Source organism: Collinsella intestinalis, assembly GCF_902501455.1.
Taxonomy (GTDB): Bacteria; Actinomycetota; Coriobacteriia; order Coriobacteriales; family Coriobacteriaceae; genus Collinsella; species Collinsella intestinalis.
Genome location: NZ_CABWIC010000030.1, coordinates 1 through 15,601, shown reverse-complemented (window position 1 = coordinate 15,601; position 15,601 = coordinate 1). Strand labels below are relative to the sequence as shown.

Sequence of the window (15,601 nt, the reverse complement as noted above, 5' to 3'; positions counted from 1 at the left end):
TGCTCCCGATAACGTCCGTAAACACACGTCGAACCCGACGCAGGGGCAGGGCTTGGACGCTTTGTCCCTGCTTTTGGTTGCGGGAACTCCGGTTCCCTTCACGCGAAGAAAGGGGGATTCGCGCATGACGGTCTTTTTGCAATACCTCGCCAATGGCCTCACCATGGGCAGCGTGTACGCGATCATCGCACTCGGTTACACCATGGTCTACGGCATCGCAAAGATGCTGAACTTCGCCCACGGTGACGTCATCATGATCGGCGCGTATATCTCGTTTGTGGTGACCTCCTACATGGGTCTGCCCGCTATCGTCTCGGTGCTCGCCGCCGCCGCGGTGTGTACGGCGCTCGGAATTCTCATCGAAGGTCTGGCCTACAAGCCCCTGCGTCAGGCCGGCCCGCTTGCCGTCCTCATCACCGCCATCGGCGTCTCGTATTTCCTGCAGAACGCCGCTCAGCTCATCTGGGGCGCCACGCCCAAGAACTTCACGTCCATCGTGAGCTTCCAGGTGCCCGAGGCCCTGCGCGCCTACAACGTCTCCGCGGTCGGTATCGTGACCGTCGTGGCGTGCTTGGTGATCATGGCGGGCCTCATGTGGTTCACCGGCAAGACCAAGATGGGCAAGGCCATGCGCGCCTGCTCTGAGGATAAGGCCGCCGCGCAGCTCATGGGCATCAATGTCAACCGCACCATTTCCATGACCTTCGCCATTGGCTCCGCGCTCGCCGCCATCGCCGGTGTGCTGCTGTGCTCCTATTCGCCAGTCTTGCAGCCCACCACGGGCTCCATGCCCGGCATCAAGGCATTCACGGCCGCCGTGTTCGGCGGCATCGGTTCGATCCCCGGCGCCTTCGTCGGCGGTATCCTGCTCGGTATCATCGAGGCCATGGCGCAGGCGTACATCTCCACGAGCCTTGCGAATTCCATTGTGTTCGGCGTGCTCATCGTCGTACTGCTGGTCAAACCCGCGGGTCTGTTCGGTAAGTACGTCCCGGAGAAGGTGTAGGCGATGACCATGATGAAGTGCTTGCAAAACAAGAGGACCCGCCGGGACCTCATCACGTACACGCTCGTGATCGTCGCTTTCGTCGCCGTTTACTTCCTGCAGGCGAACCGCATGATCCCCCGCATGATCGTGGGCCAGCTCGTGCCGATCTGCTCCTATGTCGTCATGGCGCTCTCGCTCAATCTGGTGGTCGGCGTTGCCGGCGACCTGTCGCTCGGGCATGCGGGCTTTATGAGCGTCGGTGCGTACACCGGCATCGTCGCGGCCATGAGCCTGACGGAGGCCGTCCCCGATGATGGCCTGCGTCTGGTCATCGCCATGATCGTCGGTGCCGCGTCGGCTGCGCTGGCGGGGTTCGTCATCGGGATTCCCGTCTTGCGTCTGTCGGGCGACTACCTCGCCATCGTGACGCTTGCGTTCGGTGAGATCATCAAGGAGATCGTCACGTGCCTGATCGTGGGTGTGGACGAGCGCGGTTTGCACGTGCTGTTCAATCTCACGGGCAGCCTCTCGGTGAGCGATCTCAACCTCTCCGAGGGAGGCACCGCGATCATCAAGGGCGCCCAGGGTGCCTCGGGTGTGGAGACTATCTCCACGTTCATCGCCGGTTTCCTGCTCGTCATGGTCGCCCTCGTCGTTGTGCTCAACCTGGTACGCAGCCGTACCGGCCGCGCCATCATGGCCGTGCGCGATAACCGCATCGCCGCCGAGAGCGTGGGCATCTCGACTACCAAGTACCGCATGATCGCCTTTGTGGTGTCCGCCGCGCTCGCGGGAGCCGCCGGCGCCCTGTTCGGCAACGGCTTTTCACAGCTGTCTGCCACTAAGTTCGATTTCAACACCTCGATTCTGATCCTGGTGTTCGTGGTCCTGGGCGGCTTGGGAAACATGCGCGGGTCGATCGTGGCCGCCGTGGCGCTCACCATCCTGCCCGAGGCCCTGCGCCAGTTCTCCGATTACCGCATGCTCGTCTACGCGGTCGTGCTCATCCTGGTCATGATCGTGTCGAACAACGATGCGATCAAGGGGGCCGTGGGGCGCCTCAAGGCGCGGCTCACATCGCGTGAGAAGGAGGTGGGCGCCGATGTCTAAATTCGAGTTTGAACGTGGCAAGATGGTGCCGGTGCCGAGCCATTCCATCGTGCCCGAGCGCGACGTCGACTCCACCCCCGTCCTGGAGGCCCTGCATCTCGGTATCGACTTCGGCGGTCTGAAGGCGGTCGACGACTTCAACCTCACCATCGGCAAGACCGAGATCGCTGGCCTTATCGGACCCAACGGCGCAGGCAAGACCACGGTGTTCAACCTGCTCACCAAAGTGTATGCGCCCACGCGCGGGACGATTCTGCTCAACGGTAACGACACGAGCGGCAAGACGGTCCACCAGGTCAACCGCATGGGCATCGCCCGTACGTTTCAGAATATCCGCCTGTTCGACACCATGACGGTGGAGGAAAATGTAAAGGTCGGTTTGCACAACACCGAGGCGTACTCCACGCTCTCGGGCATCCTGCGCGCGCCTGCGTATTGGAGGCGCGAGCGCGAGGCGCACGAGCGTGCGCTGGAGCTGCTGTCGATCTTCGACATGCAGGACCTCGCCGACCATCAAGCCGGTAGCCTGCCCTACGGTGCTCAGCGCCGCTTGGAGATCGTTCGCGCACTTGCGACCAACCCGAGTCTGTTGTTGCTCGATGAGCCCGCCGCCGGCATGAACCCGTCCGAGACAGTCGAGCTCATGGAGAACATCGTCAAGATCCGCGACACCTTCAACATCGCGATCATGCTCATCGAGCACGACATGAACCTCGTCATGAATATCTGCGAGGGCATCTGCGTGCTCAATTTCGGCAAGGTGATCGCTAAGGGCACCGCCGAGGAGATCCAGAACAACGAGACCGTCATCGAGGCGTATCTCGGCAAGCGGAAGGAGGCGTAAGGGCCATGGCCGATTGCATTCTGAACGTCGAGGACATCAACGTATATTACGGCGCGATCCATGCCATCAAGGACGTTTCTTTCCGGGTGTTCGACGGTGAGATCGTGGCGCTCATCGGCGCGAACGGCGCCGGCAAGTCCACTACGCTGAAGACCGTCTCCGGCCTTTTGCGCTCCAACACCGGTTCTATTGAATTCATGGGCGAGGATATCATGCGCACCCCCGCCGACAAGCTCGTGTCTCGCGGCTTGGCGCACGTCCCGGAGGGGCGCCGTGTCTTCGCCCAGATGACCGTCGAGGAGAATCTCGAAATGGGCGCCTATACGCGCCCCAACGCCGAGATCGCCCCCGGCCTGGAGCGCGTTTACGCGCATTTCCCACGCCTGAAGGAGCGTCGTAAGCAGGTGGCCGGTACGCTGTCCGGCGGCGAGCAGCAGATGCTCGCCATGGGTCGCGCCCTTATGAGCAGCCCCCATCTGCTCATGCTCGACGAGCCCTCCATGGGCCTGGCACCCATTCTCATCGAGCAGATCTTCCAGATCGTGAAGGAGTTGCACGAGGCGGGTACGACGATTCTGCTCGTCGAGCAGAATGCCCAGATGGCGCTTTCGATCGCCACCCGCGCCTATGTGATGGAGACGGGCAAGGTCACGCTCTCCGGCACGGGCGAGGAGCTCTTGCACAACGACGACGTCCGTCGCGCTTATCTCGGTGGCTGACGTTTGCCTCGGATCCGTATCCGAGACGAGCGTCCTTGCCTCAGCGCGCCTCCCGCAATGCCATCCGGCGGGAGGCGCGCATTTTCATGCGTCGCCGCCGCACGGGAGCGCGCGTTATTTGGGAATCAGCGCGAATCGGAGTACGTCCAATGTCGCAATTTGCGCCTGTTCCCGATCGCGACGCGGGGGCGTGCGCTATCCTGGGGGCAAACGTTTCTACTTTGGGGAGACCTTATGCTGTTCGAATATTGCGCCGAGAACTTCACCAATATCGAGGCGGCCCTGCGCGCCGGTGCCGATCGCATCGAGCTGTGCGACAACCTCGCCCAGGGCGGCACCACACCGTCCGCCGGCGTGATCGAGCAGGCCGTGCGCATCGTGCGTGAGCACGAGGGGGCCGAGCTCCGTGTGATCATCCGTCCCCGTCGCGGCAACTTCGATTATTCCAAGGCGGAGATGAGGGCGATGGAGACCGACATCCGCTACGCGGGTGCCAACGGCGTCGACGGCGTCGTCCTCGGTTGCCTCAAGCGCCGCTCCAAGGGCAAGGGCTTCGAACTCGACCTCGATGCCACCGGCCGCCTCGTCAAGGTCACTCAGGGTGTGGGCGAGATGCGCGGCCGCGAACTCGGTATCACGTTCCACATGGCGTTCGATGCGCTCGATGAGGCCGAGCAGCTCACCGCGATCGATGCGCTGGCGGAGCTCGGGGTCGACCACATCCTCACGCATGGCGGTCCGGCCAACACGCCCATCGAGGACAACTACGAGCACCTCCGCGCCCTGATCGCCCATGCGGGCGATCGACTCACGATCCTGCCCGGCGGCGGTATTACCGCAAAGAACGCGGAGCAGGTCGCGTGTGCCCTGGGCGTCGATGAGCTGCACGGCACCAAGATCGTCGTCCTCTAGCCGCGTCCCTCGTCGCATCGGCCCTTTTGTCCCTGCGGTGCGTCCCTCCGCCCGACCGCGCGAGTCATGGCGCGTCCCACCAACGACGCCAGCAGCTGCTGGAACAAAGTCCCGCACATGACGGGGAACACGACCTCCCCCGGGAAATAACGCGTGGCGATCACGGCGCCCGACGAGATGTTGCGCAGGCCGCAATCGAAGCTCATTGTCACGGCCGTGGGCGCGTTCACGCGCAGGACCCGGGCTACGAGCGCGCCCCAGCCAAAGCCGCTCAGCGCGAACAACAGGATGAACAGCGCGACGCCCAGTCGCGTCCAGGTCATGTGCAAAACGTACTCGCTCATGGCCGTCGAGTTCGACGTGATGATGAGCACGAGGAATATTTTGGAGAGCGGGGCGGCGGCGGGCGAGAGCACGTCGCGTCCCCAGCCTCTCGTGAGGTCGTTCACGATCATGCCGACGAGCGCCGGCGCCGCGATCATGAGCGTCATGTCGAACATCATGGCCGGCGCATCGACATCGATGCTTGCTCCCATGAGCAGCTTAAGCGTGAGCGGGATGGTGATTGGCGACACCAGGGTGGAGACGAGGATCGCCGTCAGAGCGAGGGCGGTGTTGCCCGAGAACATGCCCACCCACATGAAGCTGACGATTCCTATGGGAACGCTGTACTCGATCAAAATCCCGGTGACGATGTTGGTGTTGCCGGCGAAGATCGCGCTCGACAGGAGGAACGCGAGGGCGGGCATGGCGACGAGGGACACGCCGAGGATGGCGAGCAGTGGCGCCGGATGGCGGAGTACCTCGCCGAGTTGACCCAAGGTGTTGCCGAGGGATCCTTGAAACGTCATGAAGGCGAAGAGAGCCGGGACGAGCGGTTTGAGCCAGGCAAGCTCGCGTGGGAACAGCACGCCCGTGGCGACGCATCCCACGACGATGACGGGCATGTTCGCCCCGATGAATCCTCCAAGCTGCTTCCATGCTTCCATGCCGACCTCCTCATTTGGTCTTTGGGCACCCAGCATACCCCGCGCGCATTGCCGTTTCGTTACGGGTTCCGCGCCGGCCGCTGCGGCGCGTTCGCCGAGCGGGTGAGATTCTTGTCGGAACGCACGTGTATACTTTGATTCGTTCAACGTGCATGCCCGCCGTAGCGGGCGACAAAGGATTTGATCGCATGGCTTCGCTTTCCACCACGCACCGCTGGTGCATTGCCCCTAACAACCCCGAACTCGAGGAGCGGCTCGCCTCCGCTCTCGGCGTCGCGCCTTTGGTCGCGCGCATCATGGTCGCGCATGGGATCGGCGGCGTCGAGGAGGGCAGGCTCTTCCTCACCCCTTCCCTCGAACGTGATTGGGCCGATCCGCTCATCATCCCCGGTATGGCAGAGGTGGCCGCCCGTGTGGAGCGCGCCGTGCGCGACGGCGAGGCCATTGCGGTGTTCGGCGATTTCGACGTGGACGGCATCACCTCGACTTGCCTGCTGACCGAGGCCCTGCGCCAGCTCGGCGCATGTGTGCACCCCTTCATTCCCCACCGCTTCGAGGAAGGGTACGGCCTCACGGCCCAGGCGCTCGACCGCGTGGTCGAGGCGTGTGAGCCTTCCCTCGTCATCACGGTGGACAATGGAATCGCCGCACGTGATGAGGTGGTGGCGCTTGCCGGCCGCGGGATCGACATCGTGGTGACCGACCATCACGAGCCGTCCGATCTTGTTCCCGTGGGCATTCCGGTGACCGACCCCAAGATGGTCGACGAGAGCCCCAGCCGCGAGCTCGCGGGCGCCGGAGTGGCCCTCAAGCTCGTCCAGATCCTGGGCGAGCGACTGGGGCAGCCGCAGCTCTGGCGTTCCTATACGGAGGTCGCCGCGCTCGGCACGGTAAGCGACATGATGTGCCTCACGCCCGAGAATCGCGCCCTCGTGGCCGACGGTATCGCGCATATGCGCGCGACCGCCCGTCCCGGTTACATCGCCCTGGCGGCGGTCACCAGGACCGACCTGTCCACCATCACGGCCGATGCGCTGTCCTTCTCCCTCATCCCGCGCTTGAATGCAGCCGGTCGCATGGCGGACCCGACGCTCGCCCTCGACTTGCTGCTCGCCCGCGACGCCGTGGAGGCCGGCCGCCTCGCCGCTGCGCTCGAGGAGATAAACCAGCAACGCCGTGCAATCGAGGCCGAGCTCACCGGCCAGGCCGAGGAGCTCGCCGAGCGCACGTACGACGGTGGCCGCGCCATCGTTGTGGGCGGGGAGGGCTGGCACGAAGGTGTGAAGGGCATCGTCGCGAGCCGTCTGGTCAACCGTTATCACGTGCCGGCGCTGCTGTTCTCCATCGAGGACGGCGTTGCCCGCGGATCGGGCCGCTCGGTGGGTAGCGTCAACCTGTTCGAGGCGGTGGAGAAGTGCTCCGACCTGCTCATTCGCTTCGGGGGCCATGCCGGCGCCGTGGGCGTCACCTGCGCGGTCGAGAACCTCGACGCCCTGCGCGACCGCTTGAACGCGGTGCTGGCCGATCTTCCAGCTGAGGATTTCGAGGACCGGGGCGAGATTGCCGCCACGGTGGGGCTCGACGAGCTCGACATCGAGACCATCCGCCAGATCGGGATGCTCGAGCCATTCGGCCAGGGAAATCGCGTTCCTCTGCTGGCCGCCCGCGGTGTGACGATGTGCGACCGCGCTGCCGTGGGCAAGACCGGCGACCATATGCGCTTCATCGCCACGGATGGAGCTGCGAGCGTGCCGGCGATCATGTTCCGGGCGCCCGAGGTCGAGCAGTTGGTGAATTGCGATACGGTGGTTGACCTTGTGTTCGAGGCGGTCGCCGAGTGCTGGCAAGGGCGCGTGAAGCCCAAGCTCATGGTCAAGGACATCCTGTGCCGCTCGTGTGAGGAGCCCGTCTCGGCGGACGAGGCCCTTGTCCGAGTCGGAGAGCGGGCGGGGGAGGGGGATCGCGCTTCGAAGCCCGCGTGCGCCTGCCCGTGCGCGACTTCGGTCGACGTCGATCGCCGCGTCGCGTTGGCGCGTCTTCCCTACGAGCAGCTCACGCGCAGCCTCATTCATACGTTCATCGGCCCGGCCGAGCCCCATCGCGCGCAGATGGACGCGCTCGACGCTCTCAAAGAGCGTCGCGGTGTGCTCGCCGTGATGGGCACGGGCCGCGGTAAGTCCCTCATCTTCCACGTCCATGCGGTTCGAGAGGCGATACTCAACGGCTCCGCGAGCATATTCGTCTACCCGCTCCGCGCGCTTGTGACCGATCAGGCCTATCACCTGCAGGAGACGCTCGCCTCCCTCGGAATCCGCGTGGGCGTCCTCACGGGTGACACGCCCACGGCTGCGCGCGACCGTGCGTTCTCCCTATTGGGGGCCGGGAAGCTTGACATCGTCCTCACCACGCCCGAGTTCCTTTCCATCCATCGCGCGCGCTTCGCCGCGTTACGTCGCATCGGGTTCGTCGTTGTGGACGAGGCCCATCATGTGGCGGGCGCCAAGGGCGGCGACCGTACGGCTTACCTCGACATGCCCCAGATCCTGCACGACCTGCTCGAGCCGACTGTGCTTGCGGTGACTGCGACCGCCTCGGCCGAGGTCGCGGCAGAGATCCGCCGTCTTTTGCCCATCGACGCCCAGGTCGTGGACGCCGCCGTGCGCGAGAATCTGGAGCTCGACGATGGTCGCGATCTTTCCAGCCGCGAGAACAGGCTGGTGTCGATCGTTGCCACGGGGCAGAAGAGCGTGGTGTACGTGAACTCGCGCGATCAGGCCCAGGCGCTGTGCCGTACGTTGCGGCGGCGAGTGCCCGAGCTGGGCGCTCGCATCGCGTTTTACCATGCGGGGCTCACACGGCCCGAGCGCGCCTCCGTCGAGGCCGCTTTCCGCGACGGTGAACTCGCATGCATCGTATCCACCTCCGCCTTTGGCGAGGGAGTGAACATCCCCGACATCCGCCATGTGGTCCTCTACCATATGCCCTTTGGCGATATCGAGTTCAATCAGATGAGCGGCCGCGCGGGGCGCGATGGGGCGCCCGCTAGCATCCACCTGCTCTATTCCGGCCGCGACGCGCGCATCAACGAGCGGCTTTTGGACGCCGCGGCCCCCGATCGTCGCGAGTTGGTGACGCTGTATCGCGCGCTGCAGACCATGTGGCGCCGCCATCGCGGTGGTGCGCCCACGGGCCCGCTGCCCGCGAGCGATCTCGACATCGCGCAGATGTGCTTGGCAGTCGACGCCCGCACGCCCGTCGACGAACGTGCGGTGCCCAGCGGCCTGGCCATTTTCGAGGAGCTCGGTTTCGCTCGTGTGACCGGAGATGACGATGCCTGGGCCATCGAGATGGTCGAGAACCCCGGTCATGTCGACCTGAATCGATCGATTTTGTATCTCGAGGGCCTTCACGCCCGCCGAGAGTTCTCCGCCTTCCGCGATTGGGCGCTTTCCGCGTCCGCGCATGATATGCTGACACGCATCAACCGTCCCATAACACCGCAGGTACACGAGGGGGGTGCCGTCAATGGATAAGCAGACGGCCACAGGGACCCATCCGGACAAGGCCATGGAGTACAAGGCGGGTGCCGAATCTCTGCGCCCGAGCGCCGAGATGGTGCACTACGCGCATGCAGACGACCTGCCCACCGAGTTCCAGGCGGACAACTACGATCGACTGGCCTCATTGGTGCGCAAGTACATGGGGGAGCAGGATTGCGCCCTCGTCGAGCAGGCGTACTGTTTCGCCGCCGAGAAGCATTGCGCGCAGAAGCGCCGTAGCGGCGAGGCCTACATCAACCATCCGGTAGAGGTGGCCATCATCTTGTCCGAGCTCAAGATGGACTGCGACGTAGCTTGCGCGGCACTGCTGCACGACACGGTCGAGGACACCACCACCTCGCTCGCGGACGTCACGGCGTTCTTCGGCGCGACTGTCGCCGATCTTGTGGACGGCGTGACCAAGCTCACCAACATCGATGTCGATACCATGGACGGCAAGCAGGCGCTCAACCTGCGCAAGATGTTCCTCGCGATGAGCCGCGACATCCGCGTGGTTATCGTCAAGCTCGCCGACCGACTGCACAACATGCGTACCCTGGCGGCGCTGCCCGCCGATCGCCGCTTGTTCAAGGCGCGCGAGACCATGGACGTTTACGCGCCGCTCGCCGACCGCTTGGGCATGAGCTCCATCAAGTGGGAGCTCGAGGACCTGTCTTTCTTCTACCTCGAGCCCGAGGCGTACCAGCGCATCGCCCGTATGGTGAGCGAGAGTCGTGAGGCCCGCGAGCGCTTCTTGGCCGAGACCATCAAGGCGCTCGACGATGAGCTGAAGCGCGCCGGTATCGAGGGCTATCAGATCACGGGCCGCTCCAAGCACTATTGGTCGATCTATCAGAAGATGAAGCGCAAAGGCAAGGAGTTCTCCGAGATCTACGACCTGGTCGCTCTGCGCGTGATCACCAAGAGCGTCGTCGATTGCTATTCCACGCTCGGCGCCGCGCACTCCCTGTGGACGCCCGTGCCCGGGCGCTTCAAGGATTACATCAACATGCCCAAGGCCAACAACTACCAGAGCCTGCACACCACGGTCATCGGTCCCACGGCCCGTCCGCTCGAGATTCAGATTCGCACGTACGAGATGCACGAGCAGGCCGAATATGGCATCGCCGCGCATTGGCTCTACAAGCGTTCGGGCGGTTCGAGCGCTCGCAAGGACGCCGGCGCCCAGAGCTTGGATGACCAGATCAACGCCTTCAAGCGCAGTCTCGATTGGGCCGCGAGCGACGAGATCGAGGATCCGAAGGAGTTTCTGCATTCTCTCAAGGTCGAGCTGTACGACCAGGAGATCTACGTCTTCACCCCCAAGGGCGAGGTACTCAACCTCCGCGTGGGGTCCACTCCGCTCGATTTCGCCTATGCGGTCCATACCGAGGTTGGCAACCATTGCGTGGGCGCGATCATCAACGGCGCCGTGGCCCCGCTCACCCACGAGCTGTCGATGGGCGACCGTGTTGAAATCCTCACCAACAAGAATGCCAAGCCCTCGCGCGACTGGCTGAACATCGTCAAGACGCCGAGCGCCAAGTCCAAGATCCGTCGGTATTTCGCGGCGGCTACCAAGGACGAGGATGCCGCGGCTGGTCGAGAGATGCTCTCCCGCGATTTGCGTAAGCGCGGCTACGGCATCTCCACTCCCCGCTCCACCCGCGCGCTGAACGCGGTCGCCACCGATATGAATTACAAGTCCCTCGAGGATCTGTTTGCAGCGGTGGGTGCCGGCAAGGTCCAGCCGCGAGCCGTGGGAAACAAGGTCCAGGCGATTCTCGACCCCAGGCCCCAGAGCGCCGCCGATGCCAAGGCGGAGGCCATCGCGAGCGTGGTGCATCAGCCGCCGCGCACGGGCGGTAGCGGCAAGGGCAAGCGTTCCAAGGGCAACAGCGGCGTGCTCGTCGAGGGGGCGGAGGGCGATAGCATGCTCGTGCGCCTCGCGCATTGCTGCAACCCCGTGACGGGCGATGACATCGTGGGATTCATCACCCGCGGCCGCGGCGTCTCCGTCCATCGCGCCACCTGCCCCAACGTCAAGGGGCTCATGGAGCATCCCGAGCGGATGATTGGCGTGAGCTGGGATAACGGCGCCGACGCCCTCTTCCAGGTCGAGATAGTTGTCGAGTGCATCGACCGCATGGGCCTGCTCAAGGACGTCACCATCGCGATCGGCGACGCCGGCGGCAACATTCTTTCCGCCGCCACGTCCACCAATCGCGAGGGAATCGCGACTCTGCGCTTCCTCATCGAGATCTCCGACGCGAGCCGCCTCGACCCGCTCCTCGGCGCAATTGGCGCCGTCGAGAGCGTCTACGATGCTCGCCGCCTCATGCCGGGCGAGGGCAGCAAGACGATGAAGCGCCGCCGCTAACCGACTCAAATGGGGTCAGGTGCCTCAAAGAAGCGCCGTCTCCACGTCTCAAATGGGGCCAGGTACAAATTGAGTCAGGTATAAATTGAGTCACGCCGGCCTCAGCCGAACGCCATGCGAAGCGATGAATTGCCTATGGGTTTTCGCCGTTTGAGCGGTTCAAATGGTGGAAAACCATAAGCGATCTCCGAGTGACCATAGGTAATATCGGAGTTGCCATGGGTAAAATTGAGCCCTGTTGAGTATTAGACGTGAACGAGAGCGCGGTATGGACATGACGCTTGATATGAACAGGAAGGGGAGCCTCGCCATCCATTGCGTGACGAACGGTCCCATCCAAACCAATACGTATTTTGCCGTGAGCGACGATGAGGTCGTCGTCATCGACCCCGCCTGGGAGGGGGAGAGGCTCGCTGAGGTGCTGGCCGATCGCTGTCCCGGCAAGCGGGTCGCTGCCATTATCTGTACACACGGGCACGCTGACCATATCGGTGGCGTCGCCGGCATGCGTCGCGCACTCGGCAGCGACGTCCCGTTCCTCATCTCCGAAGCCGATTCGGAGATCATGGGGCGTGCCATCGAGGACATGCGCGAGATGTGGGGCTTCGACCACGAGCTGCCGCCCGTGCCCGATCGCCTGCTTAGCGAGGGAGATGTCGTTGCCTTTGGCGATGTGGAGTTGCAGGTCGTGGCAACGCCGGGGCACACGCCGGGCGGCATTGTGCTTTTCTGCGCCGCCGCCACCGGCAATGTTGCCTTTGTGGGGGATACGCTGTTCCCCGGTGCGCACGGCCGCACCGACCTGGAGGGCGGTTCGGAGAAGCAGATTATCGATTCACTCGGCAAGATCGGAGCGCTCCTGCCCGCGGATACCCTGTGCCTGATCGGCCACAATGACACGACCACCATCGAGCGCGAGCTCGAGAGCAATCTCTTCATGCGTCGCGGTCTGCGTCATTACCGATAGCGCTCATCTCCGCGGTTTAGGTGGGTTTACACCTCGTTTGAACACGCCGCGCCTCCGTTCGCGTGGTAAAATGCAAACGTTTACCGTTCAGAGTATGGACAATGGGAGGTCCAATATGCTCGTCAATGCAGCTCAGATGCTGAAGGATGCCGAGGCCGGTCACTACGCCCTCGGCGCGTTTAACACCAACAACCTGGAGTGGACGCTCGCCATCCTCCAGGCCGCCGAGGAGGCCAAGTCCCCGCTGATTATCCAGTGCTCCGCCGGCGCCGCCAAGTGGATGGGCGGCTTCAAGGTCTGCGCCGACATGGTGAAGGCCGCCGTCGAGGCCACCGGCGTGACCGTCCCGGTCGCCCTGCACCTCGATCACGGCACCTACGAGAACTGCCTTGAGTGCATCGAGGCCGGCTTCACCTCCGTCATGTACGACGGCTCCCACGAGGAGACCTTCCAGATCAACCTCGACCGCACCGCTGAGATCGTGAAGATCGCCCACGAGAAGGGCATCTCCGTCGAGGCCGAGGTCGGCGGCATCGGTGGCGTCGAGGACGGCATCGTGGGTCAGGGCGAGATCGCCGACCCCGATCAGTGCAAGCAGATCGCCGCTCTCGGTGTCGACTTCCTCGCCTGCGGCATCGGCAACATCCACGGCGTGTACCCCGAGGATTGGGCCGGTCTGTCCTTCGACGCTCTTGCTGCCATCAAGGAGGCCGTGGGCGACCTGCCGCTGGTTCTCCACGGCGGCACTGGCATCCCGGTGGACCAGATTCAGAAGGCCATCTCCCTCGGCGTTTCCAAGATCAACGTGAACACCGACCTGCAGCTCGTCTTCGCTGCTGCTACCCGTGAGTACATCGAGGCCGGCAAGGACCTCGAGGGCAAGGGCTTCGACCCCCGCAAGGTGCTCAAGCCCGGTCGCGAGGCCATCGTGGCTCGCACCAAGGAGCTCATGGAGGAGTTCGGCTCCGTCAACAAGGCGTAACTGATTCATTTCAGCTTTGATGCGCGCGCTGGGCTGTGGTACCATAGCCCAGCGCATTTTTTTATGCCCGAGTGGCGGAATGGCAGACGCAGGGGACTCAAAATCCTCCGCCCGCGAGGGCGTGTGAGTTCGACTCTCACCTCGGGCACCATATGCGCGTTCGCATCCCTTTGATGCAAGATCGAGGGAGGCGGTATTCTCGTGATGAAACCATGGAGCAAATGACCTCCGTGCTATCATTCACAAGTCGCTGGTTTTCCAGCAGGAAAGAGGGACCTGCGGGTCCCCACCTTTCGGCGCCATATCGGTAGCTGTCTGGTCGTACAAATCAAGATGTATGTCCGCACCTCGGTGCGTACATCTCCCAAGATCTGTAGACCCGGATACCGTTGAGGTGGCCGGGTTTTTTGTTCGAGTTGCAAGAAGGAGGTATTGAGATAGCTAAGTCTGATGACACCCGCATCAACGATGAGATCCGCGCCCCGCGTGTCCGTCTCATCGGCGTCGATGGATCGCAGCTGGGTCTGTTCGACACTCGTGATGCGCAGCGCATCGCCGACGACCAGAACCTTGACTTGGTGGAGATCGCGCCCAACGCCGAGCCTCCCGTGTGCAAGGTCATGGACTACGGCAAGTTCAAGTACCAGCAGGCCATGAAGGCCAAGCAGGCTCGTAAGAACCAGTCCAAGGTCGAGGTCAAGGAAATGAAGTTCCGACCGAAGATCGATGTGGGCGATTACGAGACCAAGAAGGGTCACGTCCTGCGCTTCCTCAAGAAGGGCGCGCGCGTCAAGATCACCATCATGTTCCGCGGCCGCGAGATGGCCCACCCGGAGCAGGGTCTGAACGTGCTCGAGCGCCTCGCAGAGGACCTCAAACCGTTCGCTACGGTCGAGTCCCAGCCCAAGCTGGAAGGCCGTAACATGCTCATGCTGCTCGCCCCGATCAAGGGAGCCTTCGACAACGAGGGCGACGCCGAGCCGAGCGATAAGTAGTTAACCACCAGGTATTAGAAGGAGTTTTCCATGCCTAAGATGAAGACCCACAGCGGCAGCAAGAAGCGTTTCCGCCGCAGCGGCACTGGCAAGATCATGCGTGCCAAGGCTTACAAGAGCCACATCCTGACCAAGAAGTCCACCAAGCGCAAGCGTGGCTTCCGCCAGGAGGCCGAGCTGGCCGCCGCTGACGCCAAGGTCATCAACGCCCGCCTCGCCGGCCGTTAATCCGTATTTACCGCTGTAATCTCATTTAGGAGTTGATTAGATATGGCTCGTGTGAAGCGCGCTGTGAACGCCAAGAAGAAGCGTCGTACCGTCCTTAACCGTGCAAAGGGTTATTACGGTCAGGCATCTCGTTCCTATAAGTACGCCAAGGAGCAGGTGCAGCACTCCCTCCAGTACCAGTACCGCGATCGTCGCAACAAGAAGCGTGAGATTCGCTCCCTGTGGATCACTCGTATCAACGCTGCTGCTCGCATGAACGACATTTCCTACTCCCAGTTCATGCACGGCCTGAAGCTCGCCGGCATCGAGCTCGACCGCAAGGTCCTCGCTCAGATGGCTTATGAGGACATCGAGTCCTTCAACGAGCTCGCCGCCATCGCCAAGAAGGCCCTCGAGGCCTAATGCGCCTTCAAACGGGATGCCCCTGCAGGGGGGCGTCCCGTTTTCCTATATGCGCTCGCGATCCCCGGGCCGGTTCGGAGCCCTCCGGAAAGGCCGAGTTCGGGCCCCTTCTTCCCTTGGGTTCGTGCGAAGTTGCCGAGCGTCCAGGCGGATCGGCGTGGGGAGGCGGGGGCGCGGCGTTGCCCGGCCGGAACAGGGTGTGTGTTCCATACAGATGACCGCCGCACATATGTACGAGAACCGAATGGTCGTCATCCATATGAGGTGAGAGATCGCCTGAAGCGCCTTCCTTTGCATAAAGGGTCGAATATGCCATCTATGGAGGAAATGTGAAGTGCTGATTCTCACTGCACAGCGTCTTGGACTCTGGCAATATATCTCTTCGCCGCGCGGGTGGCCGAGTGAAGACGAGGCCGGGAACCCGCGGCGGGTACCTTGAGAACCGGATACCGCGAAGAGACGGAACAAGTGGAGACACCATTTAGAAGGTGTCAGCAGTGATGTACTTTTCAAGAACAGTTGTGTAAGGTCTGACTTAGTCAGGCC

At 63.1% G+C, this 15,601-nt stretch carries 13 protein-coding genes and 1 tRNA gene; 13 read left to right on the top strand and 1 reads right to left on the bottom strand.

All coding sequences use genetic code 11. The features are described from left to right. Positions 1-124 precede the first annotated feature (124 nt). From AOBCEHNH_RS07150 to AOBCEHNH_RS07130, 5 genes are all read left to right on the top strand, one after another. A complete protein-coding gene (locus AOBCEHNH_RS07150; RefSeq protein ID WP_118271942.1) occupies positions 125-1,006 on the top strand; it encodes a branched-chain amino acid ABC transporter permease in 882 nt (293 codons plus the stop codon). A 9-nt stretch (positions 1,007-1,015) separates the two neighbouring features. Beyond that, entirely contained in the window at positions 1,016-2,098 is a 1,083-nt protein-coding gene (locus tag AOBCEHNH_RS07145; RefSeq protein ID WP_193221231.1) for a branched-chain amino acid ABC transporter permease, read from the top strand. Further along, the gene (locus AOBCEHNH_RS07140; RefSeq protein ID WP_152063726.1) at positions 2,091-2,942 is read left to right on the top strand and encodes an ABC transporter ATP-binding protein; all 852 of its coding nucleotides are present in this window, start codon (positions 2,091-2,093) and stop codon (positions 2,940-2,942) included. Before AOBCEHNH_RS07145 ends, AOBCEHNH_RS07140 begins: the two co-directional genes overlap by 8 nt. Before the next feature lie 5 nt (positions 2,943-2,947). Then, on the top strand, positions 2,948-3,661 hold the full coding sequence (locus AOBCEHNH_RS07135) for an ABC transporter ATP-binding protein (protein WP_193221221.1): 714 nt from the start codon (positions 2,948-2,950) through the stop codon (positions 3,659-3,661). A 234-nt stretch (positions 3,662-3,895) separates the two neighbouring features. After that, the gene (locus AOBCEHNH_RS07130) at positions 3,896-4,573 is read left to right on the top strand and encodes a copper homeostasis protein CutC (protein ID WP_118271943.1); all 678 of its coding nucleotides are present in this window, start codon (positions 3,896-3,898) and stop codon (positions 4,571-4,573) included. On the opposite strand, the gene AOBCEHNH_RS07125 is transcribed toward AOBCEHNH_RS07130, so the two are convergent. Then, positions 4,570-5,562, bottom strand: a complete 993-nt coding sequence (locus tag AOBCEHNH_RS07125; protein ID WP_226803346.1) for a bile acid:sodium symporter family protein — start codon at positions 5,560-5,562, stop codon at positions 4,570-4,572. The two genes, AOBCEHNH_RS07130 and AOBCEHNH_RS07125, sit on opposite strands and share 4 nt — an antisense overlap. A gap of 188 nt (positions 5,563-5,750) precedes the next feature. Between AOBCEHNH_RS07125 and recJ the strand changes: the two genes are divergently transcribed. The 8 genes from recJ to rplT all read left to right on the top strand — a co-directional run bounded on the left by recJ (position 5,751) and on the right by rplT (position 15,055). Beyond that, the gene (gene recJ, locus AOBCEHNH_RS07120; RefSeq protein ID WP_152063724.1) at positions 5,751-9,095 is read left to right on the top strand and encodes a single-stranded-DNA-specific exonuclease RecJ; all 3,345 of its coding nucleotides are present in this window, start codon (positions 5,751-5,753) and stop codon (positions 9,093-9,095) included. 34 nt (positions 9,096-9,129) lie between these two features. Next, positions 9,130-11,481, top strand: a complete 2,352-nt coding sequence (locus AOBCEHNH_RS07115; protein ID WP_152063845.1) for a RelA/SpoT family protein — start codon at positions 9,130-9,132, stop codon at positions 11,479-11,481. A gap of 268 nt (positions 11,482-11,749) precedes the next feature. Beyond that, entirely contained in the window at positions 11,750-12,448 is a 699-nt protein-coding gene (locus AOBCEHNH_RS07110) for an MBL fold metallo-hydrolase (RefSeq protein ID WP_152063723.1), read from the top strand. Positions 12,449-12,563: 115 nt separating this feature from the next. Continuing rightward, positions 12,564-13,430, top strand: coding sequence for a class II fructose-1,6-bisphosphate aldolase (fba, locus tag AOBCEHNH_RS07105; RefSeq protein WP_039910719.1), 867 nt, complete (start codon positions 12,564-12,566; stop codon positions 13,428-13,430). Between the two features lie 65 nt (positions 13,431-13,495). Further along, positions 13,496-13,581, top strand: a tRNA-Leu gene (locus AOBCEHNH_RS07100). A 256-nt stretch (positions 13,582-13,837) separates the two neighbouring features. Continuing rightward, positions 13,838-14,425 (top strand): translation initiation factor IF-3, encoded by a 588-nt coding sequence (gene infC / locus AOBCEHNH_RS07095; protein ID WP_006723876.1) that lies wholly within the window; start codon positions 13,838-13,840, stop codon positions 14,423-14,425. Positions 14,426-14,455: 30 nt separating this feature from the next. After that, positions 14,456-14,653: a 50S ribosomal protein L35 gene (rpmI, locus tag AOBCEHNH_RS07090; RefSeq protein WP_006723875.1), complete on the top strand. Its 198-nt coding sequence runs from the start codon at positions 14,456-14,458 to the stop codon at positions 14,651-14,653. A 42-nt stretch (positions 14,654-14,695) separates the two neighbouring features. Further along, entirely contained in the window at positions 14,696-15,055 is a 360-nt protein-coding gene (gene rplT, locus AOBCEHNH_RS07085) for a 50S ribosomal protein L20 (RefSeq protein ID WP_006720998.1), read from the top strand. Positions 15,056-15,601 lie beyond the last annotated feature (546 nt).

What these genes read in the sequence shown, in the direction of transcription:
- AOBCEHNH_RS07150 (WP_118271942.1), top strand. Translation starts at nt 125, where the DNA reads ATGACGGTCTTTTTGCAATACCTCGCCAATGGCCTCACCATGGGCAGC.
- AOBCEHNH_RS07145 (WP_193221231.1), top strand. Translation starts at nt 1,016, where the DNA reads ATGATGAAGTGCTTGCAAAACAAGAGGACCCGCCGGGACCTCATCACG.
- AOBCEHNH_RS07140 (WP_152063726.1), top strand. Translation starts at nt 2,091, where the DNA reads ATGTCTAAATTCGAGTTTGAACGTGGCAAGATGGTGCCGGTGCCGAGC.
- AOBCEHNH_RS07135 (WP_193221221.1), top strand. Translation starts at nt 2,948, where the DNA reads ATGGCCGATTGCATTCTGAACGTCGAGGACATCAACGTATATTACGGC.
- AOBCEHNH_RS07130 (WP_118271943.1), top strand. Translation starts at nt 3,896, where the DNA reads ATGCTGTTCGAATATTGCGCCGAGAACTTCACCAATATCGAGGCGGCC.
- AOBCEHNH_RS07125 (WP_226803346.1), bottom strand. Translation starts at nt 5,562, where the DNA reads ATGGAAGCATGGAAGCAGCTTGGAGGATTCATCGGGGCGAACATGCCC.
- recJ (WP_152063724.1), top strand. Translation starts at nt 5,751, where the DNA reads ATGGCTTCGCTTTCCACCACGCACCGCTGGTGCATTGCCCCTAACAAC.
- AOBCEHNH_RS07115 (WP_152063845.1), top strand. Translation starts at nt 9,130, where the DNA reads ATGGAGTACAAGGCGGGTGCCGAATCTCTGCGCCCGAGCGCCGAGATG.
- AOBCEHNH_RS07110 (WP_152063723.1), top strand. Translation starts at nt 11,750, where the DNA reads ATGGACATGACGCTTGATATGAACAGGAAGGGGAGCCTCGCCATCCAT.
- fba (WP_039910719.1), top strand. Translation starts at nt 12,564, where the DNA reads ATGCTCGTCAATGCAGCTCAGATGCTGAAGGATGCCGAGGCCGGTCAC.
- rpmI (WP_006723875.1), top strand. Translation starts at nt 14,456, where the DNA reads ATGCCTAAGATGAAGACCCACAGCGGCAGCAAGAAGCGTTTCCGCCGC.
- rplT (WP_006720998.1), top strand. Translation starts at nt 14,696, where the DNA reads ATGGCTCGTGTGAAGCGCGCTGTGAACGCCAAGAAGAAGCGTCGTACC.